This is a genomic window from Citrobacter sp. RHB25-C09 (assembly GCF_013836145.1).
GTDB lineage: Bacteria > Pseudomonadota > Gammaproteobacteria > Enterobacterales > Enterobacteriaceae > Citrobacter_A.
The window spans coordinates 1071597-1089547 of record NZ_CP057483.1 but is presented as its reverse complement, the minus strand read 5'-3'; the positions used below and the strand labels follow the sequence as shown (position 1 = coordinate 1089547).

Below are 17951 nucleotides of genomic sequence, written 5' to 3'. Positions count from 1 at the left end.
GGTGAGGGAGTTCACTCATTGATCTTTATCACCTTTACAGACTTTCATCGCGCACCGTATCTTCAGCATCCTGAAGCTAATAAACTTTGATACAGGATACCGCCATGCCCCTGAATACGGACGCCCTCGCCGCGATACTCGCCCGACGCGACTGGGAAAACCCCGGCGTTACGCAGCTCAACCGTCTGGAGGCACACCCTCCGTTTTTCAGCTGGCGCAACGCCGAGGATGCGCGGGATAATCGCCCGTCCACGCAGCGTAGAAGCCTGAACGGCGCCTGGCAGTTTGCCTGGTTTGCCGCGCCAGAAGCGGTGCCGGATAGCTGGCGGCTAAGCGATGTCGACAATTCCGCGACGGTTACTGTCCCCTCAAACTGGCAGATGCACGGCTATGACGCGCCTGTTTATACCAACGTTACCTACCCCATCCCGATGGATCCGCCGTATGTTCCGGCAGAAAACCCAACCGGGTGCTATTCGCTCAACTTTGCGCTAACAGAAGCGGAACTCCGCAGCGGACAAACACGGATCATTTTTGACGGTGTCAACTCCGCCTTTCATCTGTGGTGCAACGGTCGCTGGGTCGGTTACGGCCAGGACAGCCGCCTGCCCTCTGAATTTGATCTCAGTGATTTCCTCGTCATCGGCGATAACCGTCTGGCGGTGATGGTGCTGCGCTGGAGCGACGGCACGTATCTGGAAGATCAAGATATGTGGCGGATGAGCGGCATCTTCCGCGACGTCTCGCTGTTGAATAAACCCACGACGCAGATTCGCGACCTGCGCATCAGCACTCACTTTAATGACGATTTCAGCCGCGCGGCGCTGCACGCGGAGATTCGCCTGTCCGGTGAAGTTCGCGACGATCTGCGCGTCACCGTCCAGTTGTGGGAGGGTGACACGCTGACCGATGAAAGCACTTCGCCACTGGGGAGTGAGATCATTGATGAACGCGGGGCTTACGCTGACCGTACCACCTTGCATCTGAACGTTGAACGTCCGGCGCTGTGGAGCGCGGAGACGCCGAATCTCTACCGCGCCGTGGTGCTACTGCATCGCGTAGACGGTACGCTGATTGAGGCGGAAGCCTGTGACGTCGGCTTTCGCCAGGTCCGCATCGAAAATGGCCTGCTGTTACTCAACGGTAAGCCGCTGCTGATCCGTGGCGCTAACCGGCATGAACACCATCCGCTCAACGGACAGGTGATGGACGAAGAGACAATGGTGCAGGACATTCTGCTGATGAAGCAGAACAACTTTAACGCCGTGCGCTGCTCCCATTACCCGAACCATCCGCTGTGGTATACGCTCTGCGACCGTTACGGCCTGTATGTGGTGGATGAAGCCAATATCGAAACCCACGGCATGGTGCCGATGAACCGTCTGAGCGACGATCCGAACTGGCTTCCGGCGATGAGCCAGCGCGTGACGCGCATGGTCCAGCGTGACCGTAATCATCCGTGCATTATTATCTGGTCGCTGGGCAATGAATCCGGTCACGGGGCTAACCACGATGCGCTGTACCGCTGGGTGAAGTCGGAAGATCCATCCCGCCCGGTGCAGTACGAAGGCGGCGGTGCGGATACGGCTGCCACCGATATTATTTGCCCAATGTACGCCCGCGTCGATCAGGATCAGCCCTTCCCGGCAGTGCCGAAATGGTCCATTAAAAAATGGTTGTCGATGCCGGGCGAGCAGCGTCCGCTGATCCTCTGTGAATATGCCCACGCGATGGGTAACAGTCTTGGCGGTTACGCGAAATACTGGCAAGCGTTTCGCCAGTATCCGCGATTACAGGGCGGGTTTGTCTGGGACTGGGTGGATCAGTCGCTGATTAAATATGACGACAACGGCAACCCATGGTCGGCTTACGGCGGTGACTTTGGTGATACGCCAAACGACCGTCAGTTCTGCATGGACGGGCTGGTGTTTGCCGACCGCACCCCGCACCCATCCCTGTATGAAGCTAAACACGCCCAGCAGTTTTTCCAGTTCACATTACTGCCGGGAACGGAACGCCAGATTGAGGTGGTGAACGAATACCTGTTCCGCCATAGCGATAATGAGGTTTTGCACTGGTCAATTACCCAGGAGGGCAACCCGGTGGCGGCGGGCAATATGACGCTGGATGTCGCACCGCAGGGGCGTCAGGTGATTACGCTGCCGGAGATAAAGATGCCAGAAACCGCAGGCCAGCTCTGGCTGACCGTGCGCGTCGAACAGCCGCAGGCCACCGCGTGGTCGCCAGCCGGACACATCAGCGCCTGGCAGCAATGGCCGCTTGAAGAAATACTGAGCATCCAGATCCCGCCGCGTGCTGAAACTGCCCCAGTGCTCAACGTAGATGAGCAGGTTTATCAGATCGTAGTGAACAATAAACGCTGGGAATTCAGCCGCCAGCAGGGCGTATTAACGCAGTACTGGCGTGGCGAAGAAGCAGAGTTACTGTCTCCGCTGGTCGATCAGTTTACCCGTGCGCCGCTGGATAACGATATTGGCATCAGCGAGGTGACGCGTATTGACCCGAACGCCTGGGTTGAGCGCTGGAAAGCCGCCGGACATTACGAGATGCGGGCGGAACTGCTGTACTGCGTGGCCGACGCGCTGTCCGACGCAGTGCTGATTAGCACGACGCACGCTTGGCAGTACGAGGGTAAAACGCTATTTATCAGCCGGAAGACGTACCGTATTGACGGTCACGGCGAAATGCAGATTAGCATTGATGTGGAGGTTGCCAGCGGCACGCCGCATCCAGCGCGAGTCGGCCTGAGCTGTCAACTGGCACATGTGGCAGAGCGGGTGAACTGGCTGGGGTTAGGCCCCCACGAAAACTATCCGGACAGGCTCGCTTCCGCCTGCTTTGGCCGCTGGAATTTGTCGCTTGACGAGATGTACACACCGTATGTGTTCCCGAGCGAAAACGGCCTGCGCTGTGGTACGCGTGAGTTAAAATATGGCGATCACGTCTGGCGCGGCAACTTCCAGTTCAACATCAGCCGCTACGGTCAGAAGCAGTTGATGGTGACCAGCCACCGACATCTTTTGCAGCCGGAGGCTGGCACCTGGTTGAATATTGACGGTTTCCATATGGGCGTCGGTGGTGATGACTCCTGGAGCCCGTCGGTGTCACCGGAATTCCAGCTCAGCGCCGGACGTTATCACTATCAGGTGAAATGGTGCTGAATGCCATGCCGGATGGCGGCTTCGCCTTATCCGGCCTACAACTGTGCTCCCCGTAAGAGTGCAGGTGGACAGGTAACATGCCGCGCCAGAGAAGGGTTCCGTTCACCGAACCACGGTGTATGAAAGTGCTTGCAGGCAATAACAGTATCTACAAAATCCCAGCCCGTAGGCCCGGTAAGCGACAGCGCCACCGGGCATTATGCGCTACTCCTCAATGACCTGGCGGATCTGCTGTAATGCAGCCGGGTCGTCGAGGGTGGTGAGATCGCCCGGATCGCGGCCTTCGCAAATCGCCTGGATCGTGCGCCGCAGCATCTTGCCGGATCGGGTTTTCGGCAACTGAGAGACAAACCAGACGTGAGCCGGTCTGCCGAAATTACCGATCTGACTGTCCACCAGCGCCATAATGGCTTTCTCTTCCGAATGCGCCACGTCGCGATCCTCCAGGCTGTCGCTTTGCTTCGGGATCACAAACGCCACCGCCACCTGCCCTTTCAACGCGTCTTTTATACCCACCACCGCCACTTCGGCGACGTTCGGGTAGCTGGAAATACTCTCTTCGATTTCCCGCGTGCCGAGGCGATGCCCGGCGACGTTGATCACATCGTCGGTGCGGCCAAGAATGTAGTAATAGCCGTCGGCGTCGCGAATCCCCCAGTCAAAAGTGGCGTATACCGGACGGTTGAACAGCGACCAGTACGTACTCACAAATCGCGCATCGTCGCCCCAGATGGTCTGAATACAGCCCGGCGGCAGCGGTCCCTCAATCACCACCATCCCCTTTTCGTTCGCGCCGCAGGGTTCGCCGGTGACTTCGTTCAGCAACTGGACGTTATAGCCGTACATCGGCACGCCAGGGCTACCGAGCCGCGAAGGCCGGTTATCCAGCGCGCGGGCCAACGCCATAATCGGCCAGCCGGATTCGGTCTGCCAGTAATTGTCGATAACCGGCACGTCCAGCGTCTGCGTTACCCACGCGGCGGTCGGTTCATCCAGCGGCTCCCCGGCCAGATACAGTACTTCCAGCGAAGAGATATCGTGATTGCGGATCTGCGCGGTCGGGAATTTCTTCAGCACGCGAATCGCAGTCGGCGCGGAGAACATCCGGTTAACCCGATATTTCTCGACGATTTTCCACCACACGCCGCAGTCCGGGTACGTTGGCAACCCTTCATAGACAATCGTCGCCATCCCCGCCAGCAGCGGCGCGTAGACAATGTACGAGTGACCGACAACCCAGCCAATATCAGAGGCACAAAAGAACACCCCGCCAGCTTTGCCGCCAAAAATGGTATCCATTGACGTCGCCAGGGCCACCGCATAGCCGCCGACGTCGCGCTGTACCCCCTTCGGTTTGCCGGTGGTGCCAGAGGTGTACAAAATACAGGAGGTTTCATTCGATTCCAGCCATGCCACCGGCACGCGAGCGCCGAGGTGCTGCTGGCGCAAAGTAGCAAAGTCGAGATCGCGCCCGGCGACCCGCGCCATTTTCGCCAGTCCCCGGTCCACCAGCAGTACATGCTTCGGCTGATGCTGCGCCTGCGCAATGGCATCGTCGAGCAGCTTTTTATACGGCAGGATCTTGCCACCACGCGCCCCGGCATCCGCCGAGACGATCAGCACCGGTCTGGCATCGTCAATCCTCGCCGCCACGCTGTGCGAGGCAAAACCGCCGAACACGACGGAGTGAATCGCCCCAATGCGTGCGCAGGCCAGCAGCGTAATGTGCGCCTCGGCGATCATCGGCATATACACCAGCACCCGATCGCCGCGCTGGACGCCTAGCGCCAGCAGCATCGACGCCACCACGTTCACCTCGTCATGCAACTGACGAAACGTGAACGTGCGCTCCTCTTCGGTTTCAGAAGAGACGGCAATCAGCGCCAGCGCGTCCGGCTGTTTATCCAGCCAACGGTCAATGGCGTTATGGCACAAGTTGGTGGTGCCGCCGCAAAACCAACGGGCGAACGGCGGACGACTGTGATCCAGCGTCTGCGTAAACGGCGTCTGCCAGTCAATGCGCTTTGCCTGCTCTGCCCAGAACAATTCCGGTTGCGTAATCGAACGCTGATAAAATTCGCGATAAGACATAAGGCTCTCTCTCCTTAATGCTCTCTGTTTCAGATGACGTACAAGTCGAGGTACTCGTTAACCGGCATCTGCTCCAGGCGGGCTCTGTCCAGGGAGACATCCAGAATGCGCTGCTGCTGGCGGGTCGGGAACTGGCGCTCCAGGTTGATTTTGAATTTTTCGATAAGCTTCGGAATGCCGTCTGAACGGCGACGGGCGTGACCAATCGGGTATTCCACCACCACTTCGTCAAAACGCGTGCCGTCGGTGAATTCCAGGGTGATGGCGTTGGCAATCGCGCGCTTTTCCGGATCGTGGTAGTCCGCAGTAAACTGCGGATCTTCAAAGCAGCTAATCTTCTCGCGCAGGGCATCGATGCGTTTGTCCTGTGCCACACCGTCTTCATAGTCGGCTGCAGTTAATCGGCCGAAGAGCAGTGGAATCGCCACCATGTACTGAATACAGTGATCGCGGTCAGCCGGGTTATCCAGCGGCCCTTGTTTGTCGATGATGCGAATACAGGCTTCATGGGTGCGAATCGTCACTTTCTCGATATCCGCTGCGGTTTTGCCCGCCGCCTGCATCTGCGCATGCAGAGTCACTGCGGCTTCCACGGCGGTCTGCGAGTGGAACTCCGCCGGGAAAGAGATTTTAAACAGCACGTTTTCCATCACGTAAGAGCCGTATGGACGCTGGAAGCGGAACGTTTCACCCTTGAACGAGACGTCATAAAAGCCCCAGGTTTTCGCCGTCAACGCCGAGGGATATCCCATCTCGCCGGTTTTGGCCATCAGCGCCAGTCGCACTGCGCGTGAAGTGGCATCTCCCGCCGCCCAGGACTTGCGCGTTCCGGTATTCGGCGCGTGACGATAGGTACGTAGCGACTGCCCGTCCACCCACGCCAGCGATACGGCGTTGAGGATCTCATCGCGGCTCAGTCCCAGCATTTCCGCCACCACGGCAGTGGAGGCCACTTTTACCAGCAGGACGTGGTCAAGGCCGACGCGGTTGAAAGAGTTTTCCAGCGCAATGCAGCCCTGAATCTCATGGGCTTTGATCATCCCGCTCAGCACCTGCTTCATGGTCAGCGGCGCTTTGCCCGCCGCCACCGCGTTACGCGAAAGCCAGTCCGCCGTCGCCAGAATTCCGCCGAGGTTATCGGACGGATGTCCCCACTCGGCGGCAAGCCAGGTATCGTTGAAGTCGAGCCAGCGAATCATCGCGCCGATGTTAAACGCCGCCTGCACCGGATCGAGCTGAAACTGGGTTCCCGGCACGCGCACGCCGTTGGGCACGACGGTGCCCGGCACGACTGGCCCCATCAGCTTTTTACAGGCCGGATATTCCAGCGCTTCCAGACCGCAGCCCAGCGTATCCAGCAAGCAATAGTGGGCTGTGTCATACGCGACCTTTGAGGTGATGTCGTAGCTCATCACGTAGTCCACGATATCGACGATTTCGCGGTCAAATTCCGGGCGGATGTTCAGTTCTTGGGTAGACATAGGGTACGTTTCCTGCGTTTTATTTTTAATAAGAGTGAGTTAGCAACGATCGTCTATCGAGACAAACGGACGGTCTTCCGGCCCGGTATAGTTGGCAGAGGGGCGGATAATCTTGTTGTCCTGACGCTGCTCGATAATATGCGCCGCCCAGCCGGTCACGCGGGCGATGACGAACAGCGGGGTGAACATTTCGGTGGGTACGCCCATCATGTTGTAGGAAACCGCCGAGAACCAGTCGAGGTTCGGGAACATCTTTTTGCTGTCCCACATCACCGTTTCGAGGCGGTCGGCAATGTGGTACATCTTCAGCGACCCGCCCTCTTCAGAGAGTTGCTTCGCCACCCGTTTAATGACCTGATGACGCGGATCGGCGATGGTGTAGACCGGATGGCCAAAGCCAATCACCACCTCTTTGTTTTCGATACGTTTGCGAATGTCCGCTTCGGCTTCGTCCGGCGTTTCATAACGCTGCTGGATTTCCAGCGACACTTCATTCGCCCCACCGTGTTTTGGCCCGCGCAGCGCCCCGATAGCGCCGATAATCGCGGAATAGACGTCCGATCCGGTTCCGGCAATCACGCGGCTGGTAAAAGTGGAGGCGTTGAACTCGTGCTCGGCGTACAGCACCAGGGAAATGTGCATCGCTTTTTCCCAGCTTTGCGACGGCTTTTCACCATGCAGCAGGTGCAGGAAATGACCGCCGATGGAGTCATCGTCAGTTTCCGGCTGGATGCGCTCGCCGTTGTGGCTGTAGTGATACCAGTAGAGAAGAATGGAGCTAAGCGAGGCCAACAGTTTGTCGGCAATATCACGCGCGCCGGAAACGGTGTGGCCCTCTTTTTCCGGCAGCGTACAGCCGAGCGCCGAAACGCCAGTGCGCATGACGTCCATCGGGTGCGATGCCGCAGGCAGCGCTTCGAGCACAGTGCGCACATTGGCCGGTAAGCCGCGCAGTGCTTTGAGCTTGATTTTGTAAGCGTTAAGTTCATCGCGGGTCGGTAATTTACCGTGAATCAGCAAATGCGCCACTTCTTCAAATTCGCAGTGCTGAGCAAGGTCGAGAATATCGTAGCCGCGATAGTGGAGATCGTTTCCGCTTTTGCCCACGGTACACAGCGCGGTATTCCCCGCCGGAACGCCGGAAAGCGCGACCGATTTTTTAGGCTTAATGACATGCGTGTTGTTTTGCAGGATCGTCGTGTCTGTCATATTGTCCTCGTCATTATTGTAATGTGTAGGGTATTGAGGCGTGTAGGCCGTACCGTAGGCCGGATAAACGTAGTGCCATCCGGCTTCGCCTTATCAGGCCTACGGGCTACGATTTTTTATTCCTGTACAGCGCGTCCAGCTTCTCTTCGAACTGGTAGTAATTGATGCTCTCGTACAGTTCGTTGCGGGTCTGCATAATGTCGATCACACTCTTTTGCGTCCCTTCCTGACGCAGCACGTTGTAGACTTTTTCTGCCGCGCGGTTCATTGCACGGAAAGCGGAGAGCGGATAGAGCGCCATTGCCACGCTGGCGCTGCGCAGTTCGTCGGTCGTGAACAGTGGCGTTGCGCCAAACTCGGTGATATTCGCCAGGATCGGCACCTGCACGGCGTCGGCAAACTGACGGTACATCGCCAGTTCGGTGATCGCCTCCGGGAACAGCATGTCGGCGCCTGCTTCCACGTAGGCTTGTGCGCGGTCGATCGCCGCGTCCAGCCCTTCCACCGCCAACGCATCGGTACGCGCCATGATCACAAAGTTGGGGTCGGTTCGGGCGTCCACCGCCGCACGGATGCGATCGACCATTTCCTCTTTCGAGACGATCGCCTTATTCGGACGATGACCACAGCGTTTAGCGCCGATCTGGTCTTCAATATGCAGCGCCGCCGCCCCGGCTTTGATCATCGACTTCACGGTTCGTGCGACGTTAAACGCAGACGAGCCAAATCCGATGTCGGCATCCACCAGCAGCGGCAGCGGGCAGACGTCAGTAATGCGGCGAATGTCGGTGAGAACGTCATCCAGGGTAGAGATGCCCAGATCCGGCAGCCCCAGCGAACCGGCCGCCACGCCGCCGCCGGAGAGATAAATCGCCTGATACCCGGCCCGCTGCGCCAGCAGCGCATGATTGGCATTGATCGTACCGACGATTTGTAAGGGAGTTTCTTTGCTGAGCGCGGCGCGAAACGCCAGACCCGGAGAATCCAGAGACATAGTTCGTCCTCTTGTTATCAACGTGTAACTGCGGTTGCAAGAGCTAAAGCAAGAGGTATGCCAGTGACGGCGACAGGCGCGTTATTTCATTTAACTCATTAATTGAAAACAAGAATATTTTTGGCACAGCGCGACAGCGGATAAAAAAGCGTGTCAGCTAACGTTTCATGAAACGTTCTGTTCCGTTTCATTGCAACATTTATGAAACAAGACTAAACCCAGTACTCTGTCCCTCTAATTTGGGTGTTATATGGCTTCGCCTCTTCCCCCGCGCGTGAATGACGACAAGCCGGTGATCTGGACGGTTTCGGTGACGCGACTGTTCGATCTGTTTCGCGACATCAGCCTGGAGTTTGATCATCTTGCCACCATCACGCCGATCCAGCTTGGTTTTGAAAAAGCAGTCAGCTATATCCGTAAAAAGCTGGCGACCGAGCGCTGCGACGCCATCATTGCCGCTGGCTCTAACGGCGCATACCTGAAAAGTCGCCTTTCCATTCCGGTGATCCTGATTAAGCCCAGCGGTTTTGATGTGCTTCAGGCCCTGGCAAAGGCCGGTAAACTCACCTCCTCAATTGGCGTGGTGACCTATAAAGAGACGCTGCCGGCGCTGATTGCCTTTCAGAAGACCTTCAACCTTCGGCTGGAGCAGCGCAGCTATGTCACCGAGGAAGATGCGCACGGGCAGATTAACGAACTGAAAGCCAATGGCATTGAGGCGGTGGTCGGCGCCGGGTTAATTACCGATCTCGCTGAAGAGGCCGGAATGACCGGGATTTTTATCTATTCGGCGGCCACGGTGCGTCAGGCCTTCAGCGATGCGCTGGATTTGACCCGTATGACGTTACGCCGTAGCGGCCACTATGCCTCTGACCGAGCGTTACGCACTCGCTATGTACTGGGCGATATTCGCGGACATTCCGCTCAAATGGAACAGGTACGCCACACCATTATGCTGTATGCCCGCTCTCGCGCCGCCGTGCTGATCCAGGGAGAAACGGGCACCGGAAAGGAGCTGGCAGCACAGGCAATTCATCGGGAGTTTTTTGCCCGTCCGGGCAATCTGCGCGAAAAATCGTCGCCCCCGTTCGTCGCCGTGAACTGCGGGGCAATCACCGAATCATTACTGGAGGCGGAACTGTTCGGCTACGAAGAGGGGGCGTTTACCGGTTCCCGACGCGGCGGTCGCGCAGGGCTATTCGAAATTGCCCACGGCGGGACGCTGTTTCTTGATGAGATCGGCGAGATGCCGCTGCCCCTGCAAACCCGACTGCTACGCGTGCTGGAAGAAAAAGAGGTGACACGGGTCGGCGGACACCACCCAATTCCGGTGGAAGTACGGGTGATTAGCGCAACTCATTGCAATCTGGAAGAGGGGATGAAGCGCGGGCAATTCCGCAGCGATCTGTTTTATCGCCTGAGCATCTTGCGCCTGACGCTACCTCCTCTGCGAGAGCGGCCCGGCGATATCGTCTTGCTGGCAGAAGGTTTTTTAAAGCAGTCTCTGGCGTCACTTGCCGTTCCGTTTAGCGAGTCCGTGCGCACTGGCCTCGCACAATGCGCATCGGTGCTGGAAAACTCCCCCTGGCCGGGCAATATCCGCGAGCTGCGCAATATGATGGAACGCCTGGCGCTGTTCTTAAGCGTGGAGCCGATGCCCTCACTGGACATCAGTTTATTGCAGAAGCTACTGCCGGAGCTGGCGGAGGTGAATTCGTCGTTATCCGCATCACCATTGCTAACACCACAGCAGGTGCTGGCGCAATTTAACGGGGATAAAAACGCAGCCGCCCGTTATATGGGGGTTAGCAGGACGACGTTCTGGCGGAGATTAAAACAGTGACGAGTGCCGGATGGCAGTAACAATAATTCGGCCTGCAGCATAGCGGTGCAGGCCGGATGTTCAGAAATTATTTCTTCTTGTAGATATTGGCTGTACCGTGAATTTTGTTGTCAGTCTGCCCGGAGGTCAGTACCACAACGTCTGCACCCTGCTCTTCCGCTTTTTTCAGCAAATCTTCTTTCGCGTCAGCAGTCGAGGTTTCGTTGCTGGTATTGATGGTGCCGATTTTGGTGTACTGCGACTCAACCTTTTCAAATTCTGCTTTCGTCAGCAGTTCTGCTGCGTACACGTTAGAAACTGCAAAAGCCAGCGCACCGATCAGTAATTTGTATCCAGTTTTCATAAACAAGCTCCAGTTTTTGTTATCACGCTATCATCACCCCTGAATCCACGAGCTACTCAGGATGATTAATAACTAGTTCACGCTTTGGGAAAAATCCAGGTACGTTGGCAGGAAATTTTTTACGCTCAGGGAGTGCGCCGTTGAGCCCTGTCTCTGTGAGTAATGTGCCGTCAGCACGTTTTATCGTTGCTTAACGCGATTTAAGGCGTTGATCAAGATCAATCAATGGAGCATTAGTTTTTTGCATAAATCCGAAAAAAACATATTGGCAACATAATTATGAAACAAGAAAAAAGAATATTAGCTGCAGAGTAATTCCTGTCGCAATAAAATTCACTCATCTTAAATAAACGCTATCTCGTTGTAATATGCTGATCGTTTGTAATAATCCTAATAATTTTTCACTTCTTAATAAGAGATATTCGTTATTAAATCTATTTAAGAAAATTTAAGGCACTATTGCTGTAACCACTTATCGGAAAAATCTATCAATAACTCAAATAATGTCGCGCTAAAACTATTTCGCGCCCTACCCATACGGAAATACACTGGCCGCAGAAAAGCTTGATACTCATACCAATAGCAGCGTTCTACACCAGGTATAGACGGGTTGTCGCAGGGCGACTTCCCGTCATTTACCGCTACCAGTAAACAATCTCTTATGGAAGAGAGCGATATGAAGACAAATACATTGCGTCATCCAGTTTCAACACTGGCAATAGCTATTTCATTAGCATTGTCAGCTCAAATAGCTTCCGCAGCAGCTGCGGATAATATCAACGTATTTGCCGTTACCCCTCCAACGGGAATAACCAGCGACATTATTATTGATAATGATGACTCACTTACACTTTCCCAGACTGAAAATACGGGAAGCAACTGGAATAGTGTTCGAGGAATACGTGTTGGGGAGACAGGCAACGGTACGCTACTTATTGATGGCCGGGATATTTTCGTTGATCACGGTGCTGTGATTGGTAGCTCAGGAACAGGAACTGTCACATTAACAAATGGCGCGACCTGGACGAATGGCACTGACTGGCATATCCAGCTTGGACTCGACAATGGTTCCGGCACGCTGAATGTGCTTAACGGCAGCAAAATCACCGGCCTTGATGATTTACGCATTGGTGAAGCCTACATCGACGGCAAAGGGACGGTGACCATCGACGGCGCTAACTCCTCCATTGCCACCAACTGGACTGTCGTTGGTGACCAGGGACACGGTAAATTAGTCATTACCAACGGTGGTAAGCTCTCCTCCGCAAATCATATGAATATTGGCTATGTTGGCGTAACCGACAGCTCCATTCGTGATGGTCAGGGTGACGTAGTGGTCGACGGAGCTAACTCTATTCTTGACGTCGCTACGGCAATCAACTTAGGTGGTTTTTCAACGATAAATAACACCGCCAAAGGTTATCTCACCGTCAGCAATGGCGCGACGATCAAAGCGGGTACGTTTATCCGCCTCGCCTATGGCAAAGGCAGTACCGGGATTTTAAACATCGGTGGCGCGCAAGGGGAAGCTGAACAGGCAGCGGGTAATATTGAGACGCCGATTATTTACTTCGGGAATACAAGCGGTCTGAGCACCGCGGCGCTGAACTTTAACCATTCCAGCCAGGACTTCCTGCTGACCTCTGAGATTTACGGTACGGGTGAAGTTAACCACGTCGGCTCAGGTACGACTACGCTGACCGGTCCAAACCACTATGTGGGTAACACGCTAATTACCAAAGGGATTCTGCGTGCGGGTGTGGAAAATACCTTCAGCGCAAGTTCAGATCATACCGTCAGCAGCGGCGGTACGCTGGATCTTAACGGTTATTCGCAGACGCTGAACTCGCTGGATCTGGCGGGTAAGGCGGTTCTGTCGTCTGAATCGCTTGCCAGAGCGGTATTCACGCCAACGCTTCTGACCATTAACGGCAACTACACCGGTAATAACGGCCTGCTCGTCATGCGCACCGCGCTGGGCGATGACAGTTCCGCTACCGACAAGCTGCTGGTGAAAGGTGATACGGCGGGCACTACCCGCGTCAGCGTTACCAACGCCGGCGGCAACGGTGCGGCAACGGTCGAAGGTATCCGCATTGTGGAAGTTGAAGGTGCCTCTAACGGGACCTTTGTGAAAGAAGGCCGTATTGTCGCGGGCGCTTACGACTATAACATCGTCAAAGACGATAATCAGAACTGGCACCTGACCAGTAAGTATGTCGAGCCTCAGCAGCCAGACGATCCTGTGCCGACCAAACCGGAACAACCAGGACAACCGATCCCGGCATCGCCAGAGAAACCGGTAGGGCCGGATCAGTATCGTCCGGAAATTGGCAGCTACCTGGCGAATACCCAGGCGGCGAATACGCTGTTTACGACCCGTCTGCACGATCGTCTGGGTGAAACGCAATACACCGACGCATTGACCGGCGAACAGAAAGTGACCAGCCTGTGGATGCACCATATCGGTGGCCATAACCGCTTCAAGGACGGTTCCGGTCAGCTCAGCACGCAGAGCAATCGCTACGTGATGCAGCTTGGCGGCGATGTCGCACAGTGGAGTACCGACGGCATGGACCGCTGGCATCTGGGCCTGATGGCGGGTTACGCCAACAGCAAGAGCCGCACCCATTCCAGCCTGACCGGCTACTCCTCTCGCGGTGAAGTCAGCGGGTACAGCGCCGGGGTGTACGGCATCTGGTATGCGAACGACGCAGAGAAAACCGGCGCGTATGTTGATACCTGGATGCTCTATAACTGGTTCGATAACACCGTCAGCAGTAAAGGTCTGCCAACGGAGAAATACGATTCCGACGGCATCACCGCGTCTGTCGAATCCGGTTACACCTGGAAAGTGGCGGAACTGAGCGAGCGTAATGCGCTCTACATCCAGCCGAAAGCGCAGGTCACCTGGATGGACGTGCAGGCAGACAATCACACCGAGAAAAACGGTTCGCGCATTGTCGATACGACGGATGGCAATCTGCAAACCCGTCTGGGGGTGAAAGCGTACCTCAAAGGCCATAACGCCATCGATGATACGAATGGGCGTAGCTTCCAGCCGTTCGTCGAAGCCAACTGGATCCACAACACGCAGAACTACAGCGTGAAAATGGATGATGTCGAGGATGAAGTAAAAGGCGCGCGCAATATCGGCGAGCTGAAAGTCGGTGTTGAAGGCCAGCTCACGCAGCGTCTGCAAGTCTGGGGCAACGTGGCGCAGCAGGTCGGCGATAACGGCTTCAGCGATACCCAGGGTATGCTGGGCGTGAAATATACCTTCTGATAGTTCAAATGCCGGATGGCGCTGCGCTTATCCGGCATCATTTCAACACCGTCCGTTCGGGTTCTTCCTTCTTTGTGATCCTGTTTGCATCCCTGCCGCGCTGCGCCTACTAAGATGGCATCACGCCATTTTGTTCAGGGACGTCGCTAATGGAACCTCTGCACGCCGTTTTTCTTACCGTCAGCCTGTTTGTGATTACTTTTTTTAACCCAGGCGCCAACCTGTTTGTCGTAGTGCAGACCAGCCTGGCGTCGGGACGACGCGCGGGCGTACTGACCGGGCTCGGCGTGGCAACGGGTGATGCCATTTACTCGGGGCTGGGACTGTTCGGCATGGCGACGCTGATCGCCCAGTGTGAGGCGTTATTTTCTTTGATTAAAATCGCCGGTGGCGCTTACCTACTGTGGTTTGCCTGGAACAGCATCCGTCGCCAGCCAACCCCGCAAATGGCAGCACTGGAACATCCCGTCACCGCTCCGTGGACGATGTTCTTTCGCCGTGGTCTTATTACCGATCTTTCGAATCCGCAGACGGTGCTGTTCTTCATCAGTATCTTCTCCGTGACGCTCAGCGCGGACACGCCAACGTGGGCGAGAATGATGGCGTGGGCGGGGATCGTCCTCTCTTCCGTGATCTGGCGGATATTTTTAAGCCAGGCCTTCTCACTGCCCGCCGTGCGCCGTGGATACGGCAGGATCCAGCGCGTCGCCAGTCGGGTTATTGGCGCGGTGATCGGTCTGTTTGCACTGCGGCTAATCTACGAAGGTATCACCCGACGCTGAATCAGGTGCGCAACCCTGCTGAGGTCATCAGCAGTCTAAACAACCAGCCCACCACAGCCAGCAGTAACACGCTGGCGCACCAAAGGGTGATCAGCCACCCGACCCGACGCGACCACTGTTTGATTTTCGTCATCAGTGATAGCCCTCCCCGTGGCGCACTTTCCCCCGGAAAACGTAGTAACTCCAGAAGGTGTAAGCGAGGATCACCGGAATAATAATGATGGCCCCCACCAGCATGAAGCCCTGGCTTTGCGGGGGTGCGGCGGCTTCATACAGCGTGACGTCCGGGGGAATAATATTCGGCCAGATGCTGATCCCCAACCCGCTGAAACCAAGAAATATCAGCCCCAACGTAAGCAAAAACGCACGAGCATGAAAATCCGGCCGATGCAGGCTGCGCCAGAGCCAGAGGCTGAACACAATCACCAATAGCGGCACGGGCAGGAAGTAATAGAGGTTTGGCAAGGAGAACCAGCGTTCTGCAATCGCGCTTTGGCTTAGCGGCGTCCAGACGCTCACGACGGCCATCACCAGCAACAGTATGATCAGGAGTGGCCGCGCCACCTCCCGCATCCGGCCTTGCAGCGGGTCTTCGCTTTTCATTATCAGCCAGGTTGCCCCCAGCAGCGCGTAAGTGATCACCAACCCGACGCCGCAAAACAGATTAAACGGCGTGAGCCAGTCGAGTTGGCTACCGCCGAAGGTTCTCCCGTCAACCTGAAAGCCGCTTACCACCGCGCCCACAACAATCCCCTGGCAGAAGGTGGCTAACACCGATCCCACAATAAATGATTTATCCCAGAAGGCGCGGTGTGATTCCGTTGCTTTAAAGCGGAACTCAAACGCCACGCCACGAAATATCAGCCCCAGCAGCATGAGCAAAAGCGGAATAGTCAACGCATCGGCAATAACGGCATAGGCCAACGGAAACGCGCCAAACAGCCCTGCACCGCCGAGAACCAGCCAGGTTTCATTGCCATCCCACACCGGAGCGACGGTATTGACCATCACATCACGGTCATGTTTATCGCGAATAAAGGGAAACAGAATGCCGATCCCTAAATCGAAGCCATCCATCACAATGTACATCAGCGTGGCAAAAACGATGATGGCGAACCAGATGATTGAAAGATCGAAGGTCATCAGCGTTTCTCCTGATCAAGCGGTTCACCCACGGCGGAGATCGGTCGTGCCGGTCTGCCGTCGGTTTCAGCGGTGGGTTCCTCCAGCGACTGCGGCCCTTTTTGAATCAGACGGATCATGTAGAGATAACCAACGCCAAAGACCAGTGAATAGACCACGATGAACGCCAGCAGGCTGATGCTCATTTGCAGCGTACTGTGCGCAGAGACAGCGTCACGGGTGCGCAGTAAACCGTATACCACCCACGGCTGACGCCCCACTTCGGTGGTCACCCAGCCGGCAAGGATGGCGATAAGACCGGATGGCCCCATCCACAGCGTAAAATGCAGAAACGGTCGCGACTGATACAACCGCTGCCGATAGCGCAGCCACAGGCTAACGACCCCCAGCAGAATCATCAGCACGCCCATACCCACCATCAGACGAAACGACCAGAAAACAATTGTTGAATTGGGGCGATCTTCCCGGGGGTAGTCTTTCAACGCCGGAACCTGCTTATCCAGGCTGTGGGTGAGGATCAGGCTCCCCAGGGCCGGAATGTTGAGGGCGAAATGGGTGCGTTCATCCTCCATATCCGGCCACCCCACCAGCGTCAGCGGCGTGGGTTCGTCCGCTTTATTTTCCCAGTGCCCCTCAATTGCCGCGATCTTCACCGGCTGATGTTCAAGGGTATTCAGACCGTGCATATCGCCAATTACCGCCTGAACCGGCGCCACCAGCATCGCCATCCACAGCGCCATAGAGAACATCTTGCGGATCGCTGGGGTGTCGTTACCACGCAGCAAATGCCAGGCGGCAGAAGCACCAACGAACATCGCGCTGCTCAAAAAGGCAGCCACCGACATATGCAGTAAACGGTAGGGAAAGGACGGATTAAAAATAACGGCGAACCAGTCTGTTGGGATCACCTGCCCGTTCAGCACCTCAAACCCTTGCGGGGTGTGCATCCAGCTATTGGATGCGAGGATCCAGAAAGTGGAAAGCAGCGTGCCGAGCGCTACCATGCAGGTTGAGAAAAAGTGCAGCCCCGGCCCGACCTTATTCCAGCCAAACAGCATAACGCCGAGAAAACCCGCTTCGAGAAAGAAGGCGGTGAGGACTTCGTAGGTTAGCAGCGGGCCGGTAATACTGCCGGCAAACTGGGAAAATCCGCTCCAGTTGGTGCCGAACTGGTAGGCCATCACCAGACCAGAAACCACCCCCATGCCGAAATTGACGGCAAACACCTTGACCCAGAACTGATACAGCGAGCGCCAGACCGGATTATTGGTTTTCAGCCAGAGCCCTTCCAGCACTGCGAGATAACTGGCTAAACCAATCGTAATAGCCGGAAAAATAATGTGAAAAGAGACGGTAAAAGCAAACTGGATCCTCGCCAACATAAAAGCATCAATTTCCACACCGCCTCCCGTTAATATGTCGATGCAAGTAATCGGGTACATCAACTGGCAAAGAAAATAAAATTTAAGCGAAGCGTAAAATTACCCAATGTGCAGTAAAAGATTAAAAATCAGCACATTGAAAACAGCCTTATCGCAAACCATATGACAACTAAGAATAGACGCTCAGGCCTGTTATTCAAGGCGGGTGAAATAGC

Annotated in this window: 12 protein-coding genes; 4 read left to right on the top strand and 8 right to left on the bottom strand. The window is 55.7% G+C overall.

Features of this window, described 5'->3' with window-relative positions:
* Positions 1-104 precede the first annotated feature (104 nt).
* Positions 105-3182 (top strand): beta-galactosidase, encoded by a 3078-nt coding sequence (locus HVY19_RS05065; protein ID WP_181683273.1) that lies wholly within the window; start codon positions 105-107, stop codon positions 3180-3182.
* Positions 3183-3386: 204 nt separating this feature from the next.
* Here HVY19_RS05065 and prpE read toward each other — a convergent pair whose 3' ends face one another.
* The 4 genes from prpE to prpB all read right to left on the bottom strand — a co-directional run bounded on the left by prpE (position 3387) and on the right by prpB (position 8957).
* Positions 3387-5273 carry a propionate--CoA ligase gene (prpE, locus tag HVY19_RS05060; RefSeq protein WP_181683272.1) on the bottom strand — a complete coding sequence of 629 codons (1887 nt, stop codon included), beginning with the start codon at positions 5271-5273 and terminating at the stop codon, positions 3387-3389.
* 29 nt (positions 5274-5302) lie between these two features.
* Entirely contained in the window at positions 5303-6754 is a 1452-nt protein-coding gene (locus tag HVY19_RS05055) for a bifunctional 2-methylcitrate dehydratase/aconitate hydratase (RefSeq protein WP_181683271.1), read from the bottom strand.
* A gap of 39 nt (positions 6755-6793) precedes the next feature.
* Positions 6794-7963: a 2-methylcitrate synthase gene (gene prpC / locus HVY19_RS05050; RefSeq protein WP_181683270.1), complete on the bottom strand. Its 1170-nt coding sequence runs from the start codon at positions 7961-7963 to the stop codon at positions 6794-6796.
* A 106-nt stretch (positions 7964-8069) separates the two neighbouring features.
* A complete protein-coding gene (prpB, locus tag HVY19_RS05045; protein ID WP_181683269.1) occupies positions 8070-8957 on the bottom strand; it encodes a methylisocitrate lyase in 888 nt (295 codons plus the stop codon).
* A gap of 250 nt (positions 8958-9207) precedes the next feature.
* Between prpB and prpR the strand changes: the two genes are divergently transcribed.
* Entirely contained in the window at positions 9208-10800 is a 1593-nt protein-coding gene (gene prpR, locus HVY19_RS05040; RefSeq protein ID WP_181683268.1) for a propionate catabolism operon regulatory protein PrpR, read from the top strand.
* A 67-nt stretch (positions 10801-10867) separates the two neighbouring features.
* Here prpR and yahO read toward each other — a convergent pair whose 3' ends face one another.
* Positions 10868-11143, bottom strand: a complete 276-nt coding sequence (yahO, locus tag HVY19_RS05035; RefSeq protein ID WP_181683267.1) for a DUF1471 family periplasmic protein YahO — start codon at positions 11141-11143, stop codon at positions 10868-10870.
* 676 nt (positions 11144-11819) lie between these two features.
* On the opposite strand from yahO, the gene HVY19_RS05030 reads away from it, so the two are divergent.
* Together HVY19_RS05030 and HVY19_RS05025 are read left to right on the top strand one after the other, a co-directional pair.
* Positions 11820-14429, top strand: coding sequence for an autotransporter outer membrane beta-barrel domain-containing protein (locus HVY19_RS05030; RefSeq protein ID WP_181683266.1), 2610 nt, complete (start codon positions 11820-11822; stop codon positions 14427-14429).
* A 149-nt stretch (positions 14430-14578) separates the two neighbouring features.
* Positions 14579-15211 carry a LysE family transporter gene (locus HVY19_RS05025; RefSeq protein WP_181683265.1) on the top strand — a complete coding sequence of 211 codons (633 nt, stop codon included), beginning with the start codon at positions 14579-14581 and terminating at the stop codon, positions 15209-15211.
* Position 15212: 1 nt separating this feature from the next.
* Here HVY19_RS05025 and HVY19_RS05020 read toward each other — a convergent pair whose 3' ends face one another.
* From HVY19_RS05020 to HVY19_RS05010, 3 genes are read right to left on the bottom strand one after another with little or no spacing between them, the layout of a single operon-like run.
* The gene (locus tag HVY19_RS05020; RefSeq protein WP_181683264.1) at positions 15213-15344 is read right to left on the bottom strand and encodes a DUF2474 domain-containing protein; all 132 of its coding nucleotides are present in this window, start codon (positions 15342-15344) and stop codon (positions 15213-15215) included.
* On the bottom strand, positions 15344-16354 hold the full coding sequence (cydB, locus tag HVY19_RS05015; RefSeq protein ID WP_181683263.1) for a cytochrome d ubiquinol oxidase subunit II: 1011 nt from the start codon (positions 16352-16354) through the stop codon (positions 15344-15346). The genes HVY19_RS05020 and cydB overlap by 1 nt, the downstream gene beginning before the upstream one ends.
* Positions 16354-17754, bottom strand: a complete 1401-nt coding sequence (locus tag HVY19_RS05010) for a cytochrome ubiquinol oxidase subunit I (RefSeq protein ID WP_181683262.1) — start codon at positions 17752-17754, stop codon at positions 16354-16356. Before HVY19_RS05010 ends, cydB begins: the two co-directional genes overlap by 1 nt.
* Positions 17755-17951: the final 197 nt, after the last annotated feature.

Coding starts and splice junctions, on each gene's coding strand:
- HVY19_RS05065 (WP_181683273.1), top strand. CDS start 105: ATGCCCCTGAATACGGACGCCCTCGCCGCGATACTCGCCCGACGCGAC.
- prpE (WP_181683272.1), bottom strand. CDS start 5,273: ATGTCTTATCGCGAATTTTATCAGCGTTCGATTACGCAACCGGAATTG.
- HVY19_RS05055 (WP_181683271.1), bottom strand. CDS start 6,754: ATGTCTACCCAAGAACTGAACATCCGCCCGGAATTTGACCGCGAAATC.
- prpC (WP_181683270.1), bottom strand. CDS start 7,963: ATGACAGACACGACGATCCTGCAAAACAACACGCATGTCATTAAGCCT.
- prpB (WP_181683269.1), bottom strand. CDS start 8,957: ATGTCTCTGGATTCTCCGGGTCTGGCGTTTCGCGCCGCGCTCAGCAAA.
- prpR (WP_181683268.1), top strand. CDS start 9,208: ATGGCTTCGCCTCTTCCCCCGCGCGTGAATGACGACAAGCCGGTGATC.
- yahO (WP_181683267.1), bottom strand. CDS start 11,143: ATGAAAACTGGATACAAATTACTGATCGGTGCGCTGGCTTTTGCAGTT.
- HVY19_RS05030 (WP_181683266.1), top strand. CDS start 11,820: ATGAAGACAAATACATTGCGTCATCCAGTTTCAACACTGGCAATAGCT.
- HVY19_RS05025 (WP_181683265.1), top strand. CDS start 14,579: ATGGAACCTCTGCACGCCGTTTTTCTTACCGTCAGCCTGTTTGTGATT.
- HVY19_RS05020 (WP_181683264.1), bottom strand. CDS start 15,344: ATGACGAAAATCAAACAGTGGTCGCGTCGGGTCGGGTGGCTGATCACC.
- cydB (WP_181683263.1), bottom strand. CDS start 16,354: ATGACCTTCGATCTTTCAATCATCTGGTTCGCCATCATCGTTTTTGCC.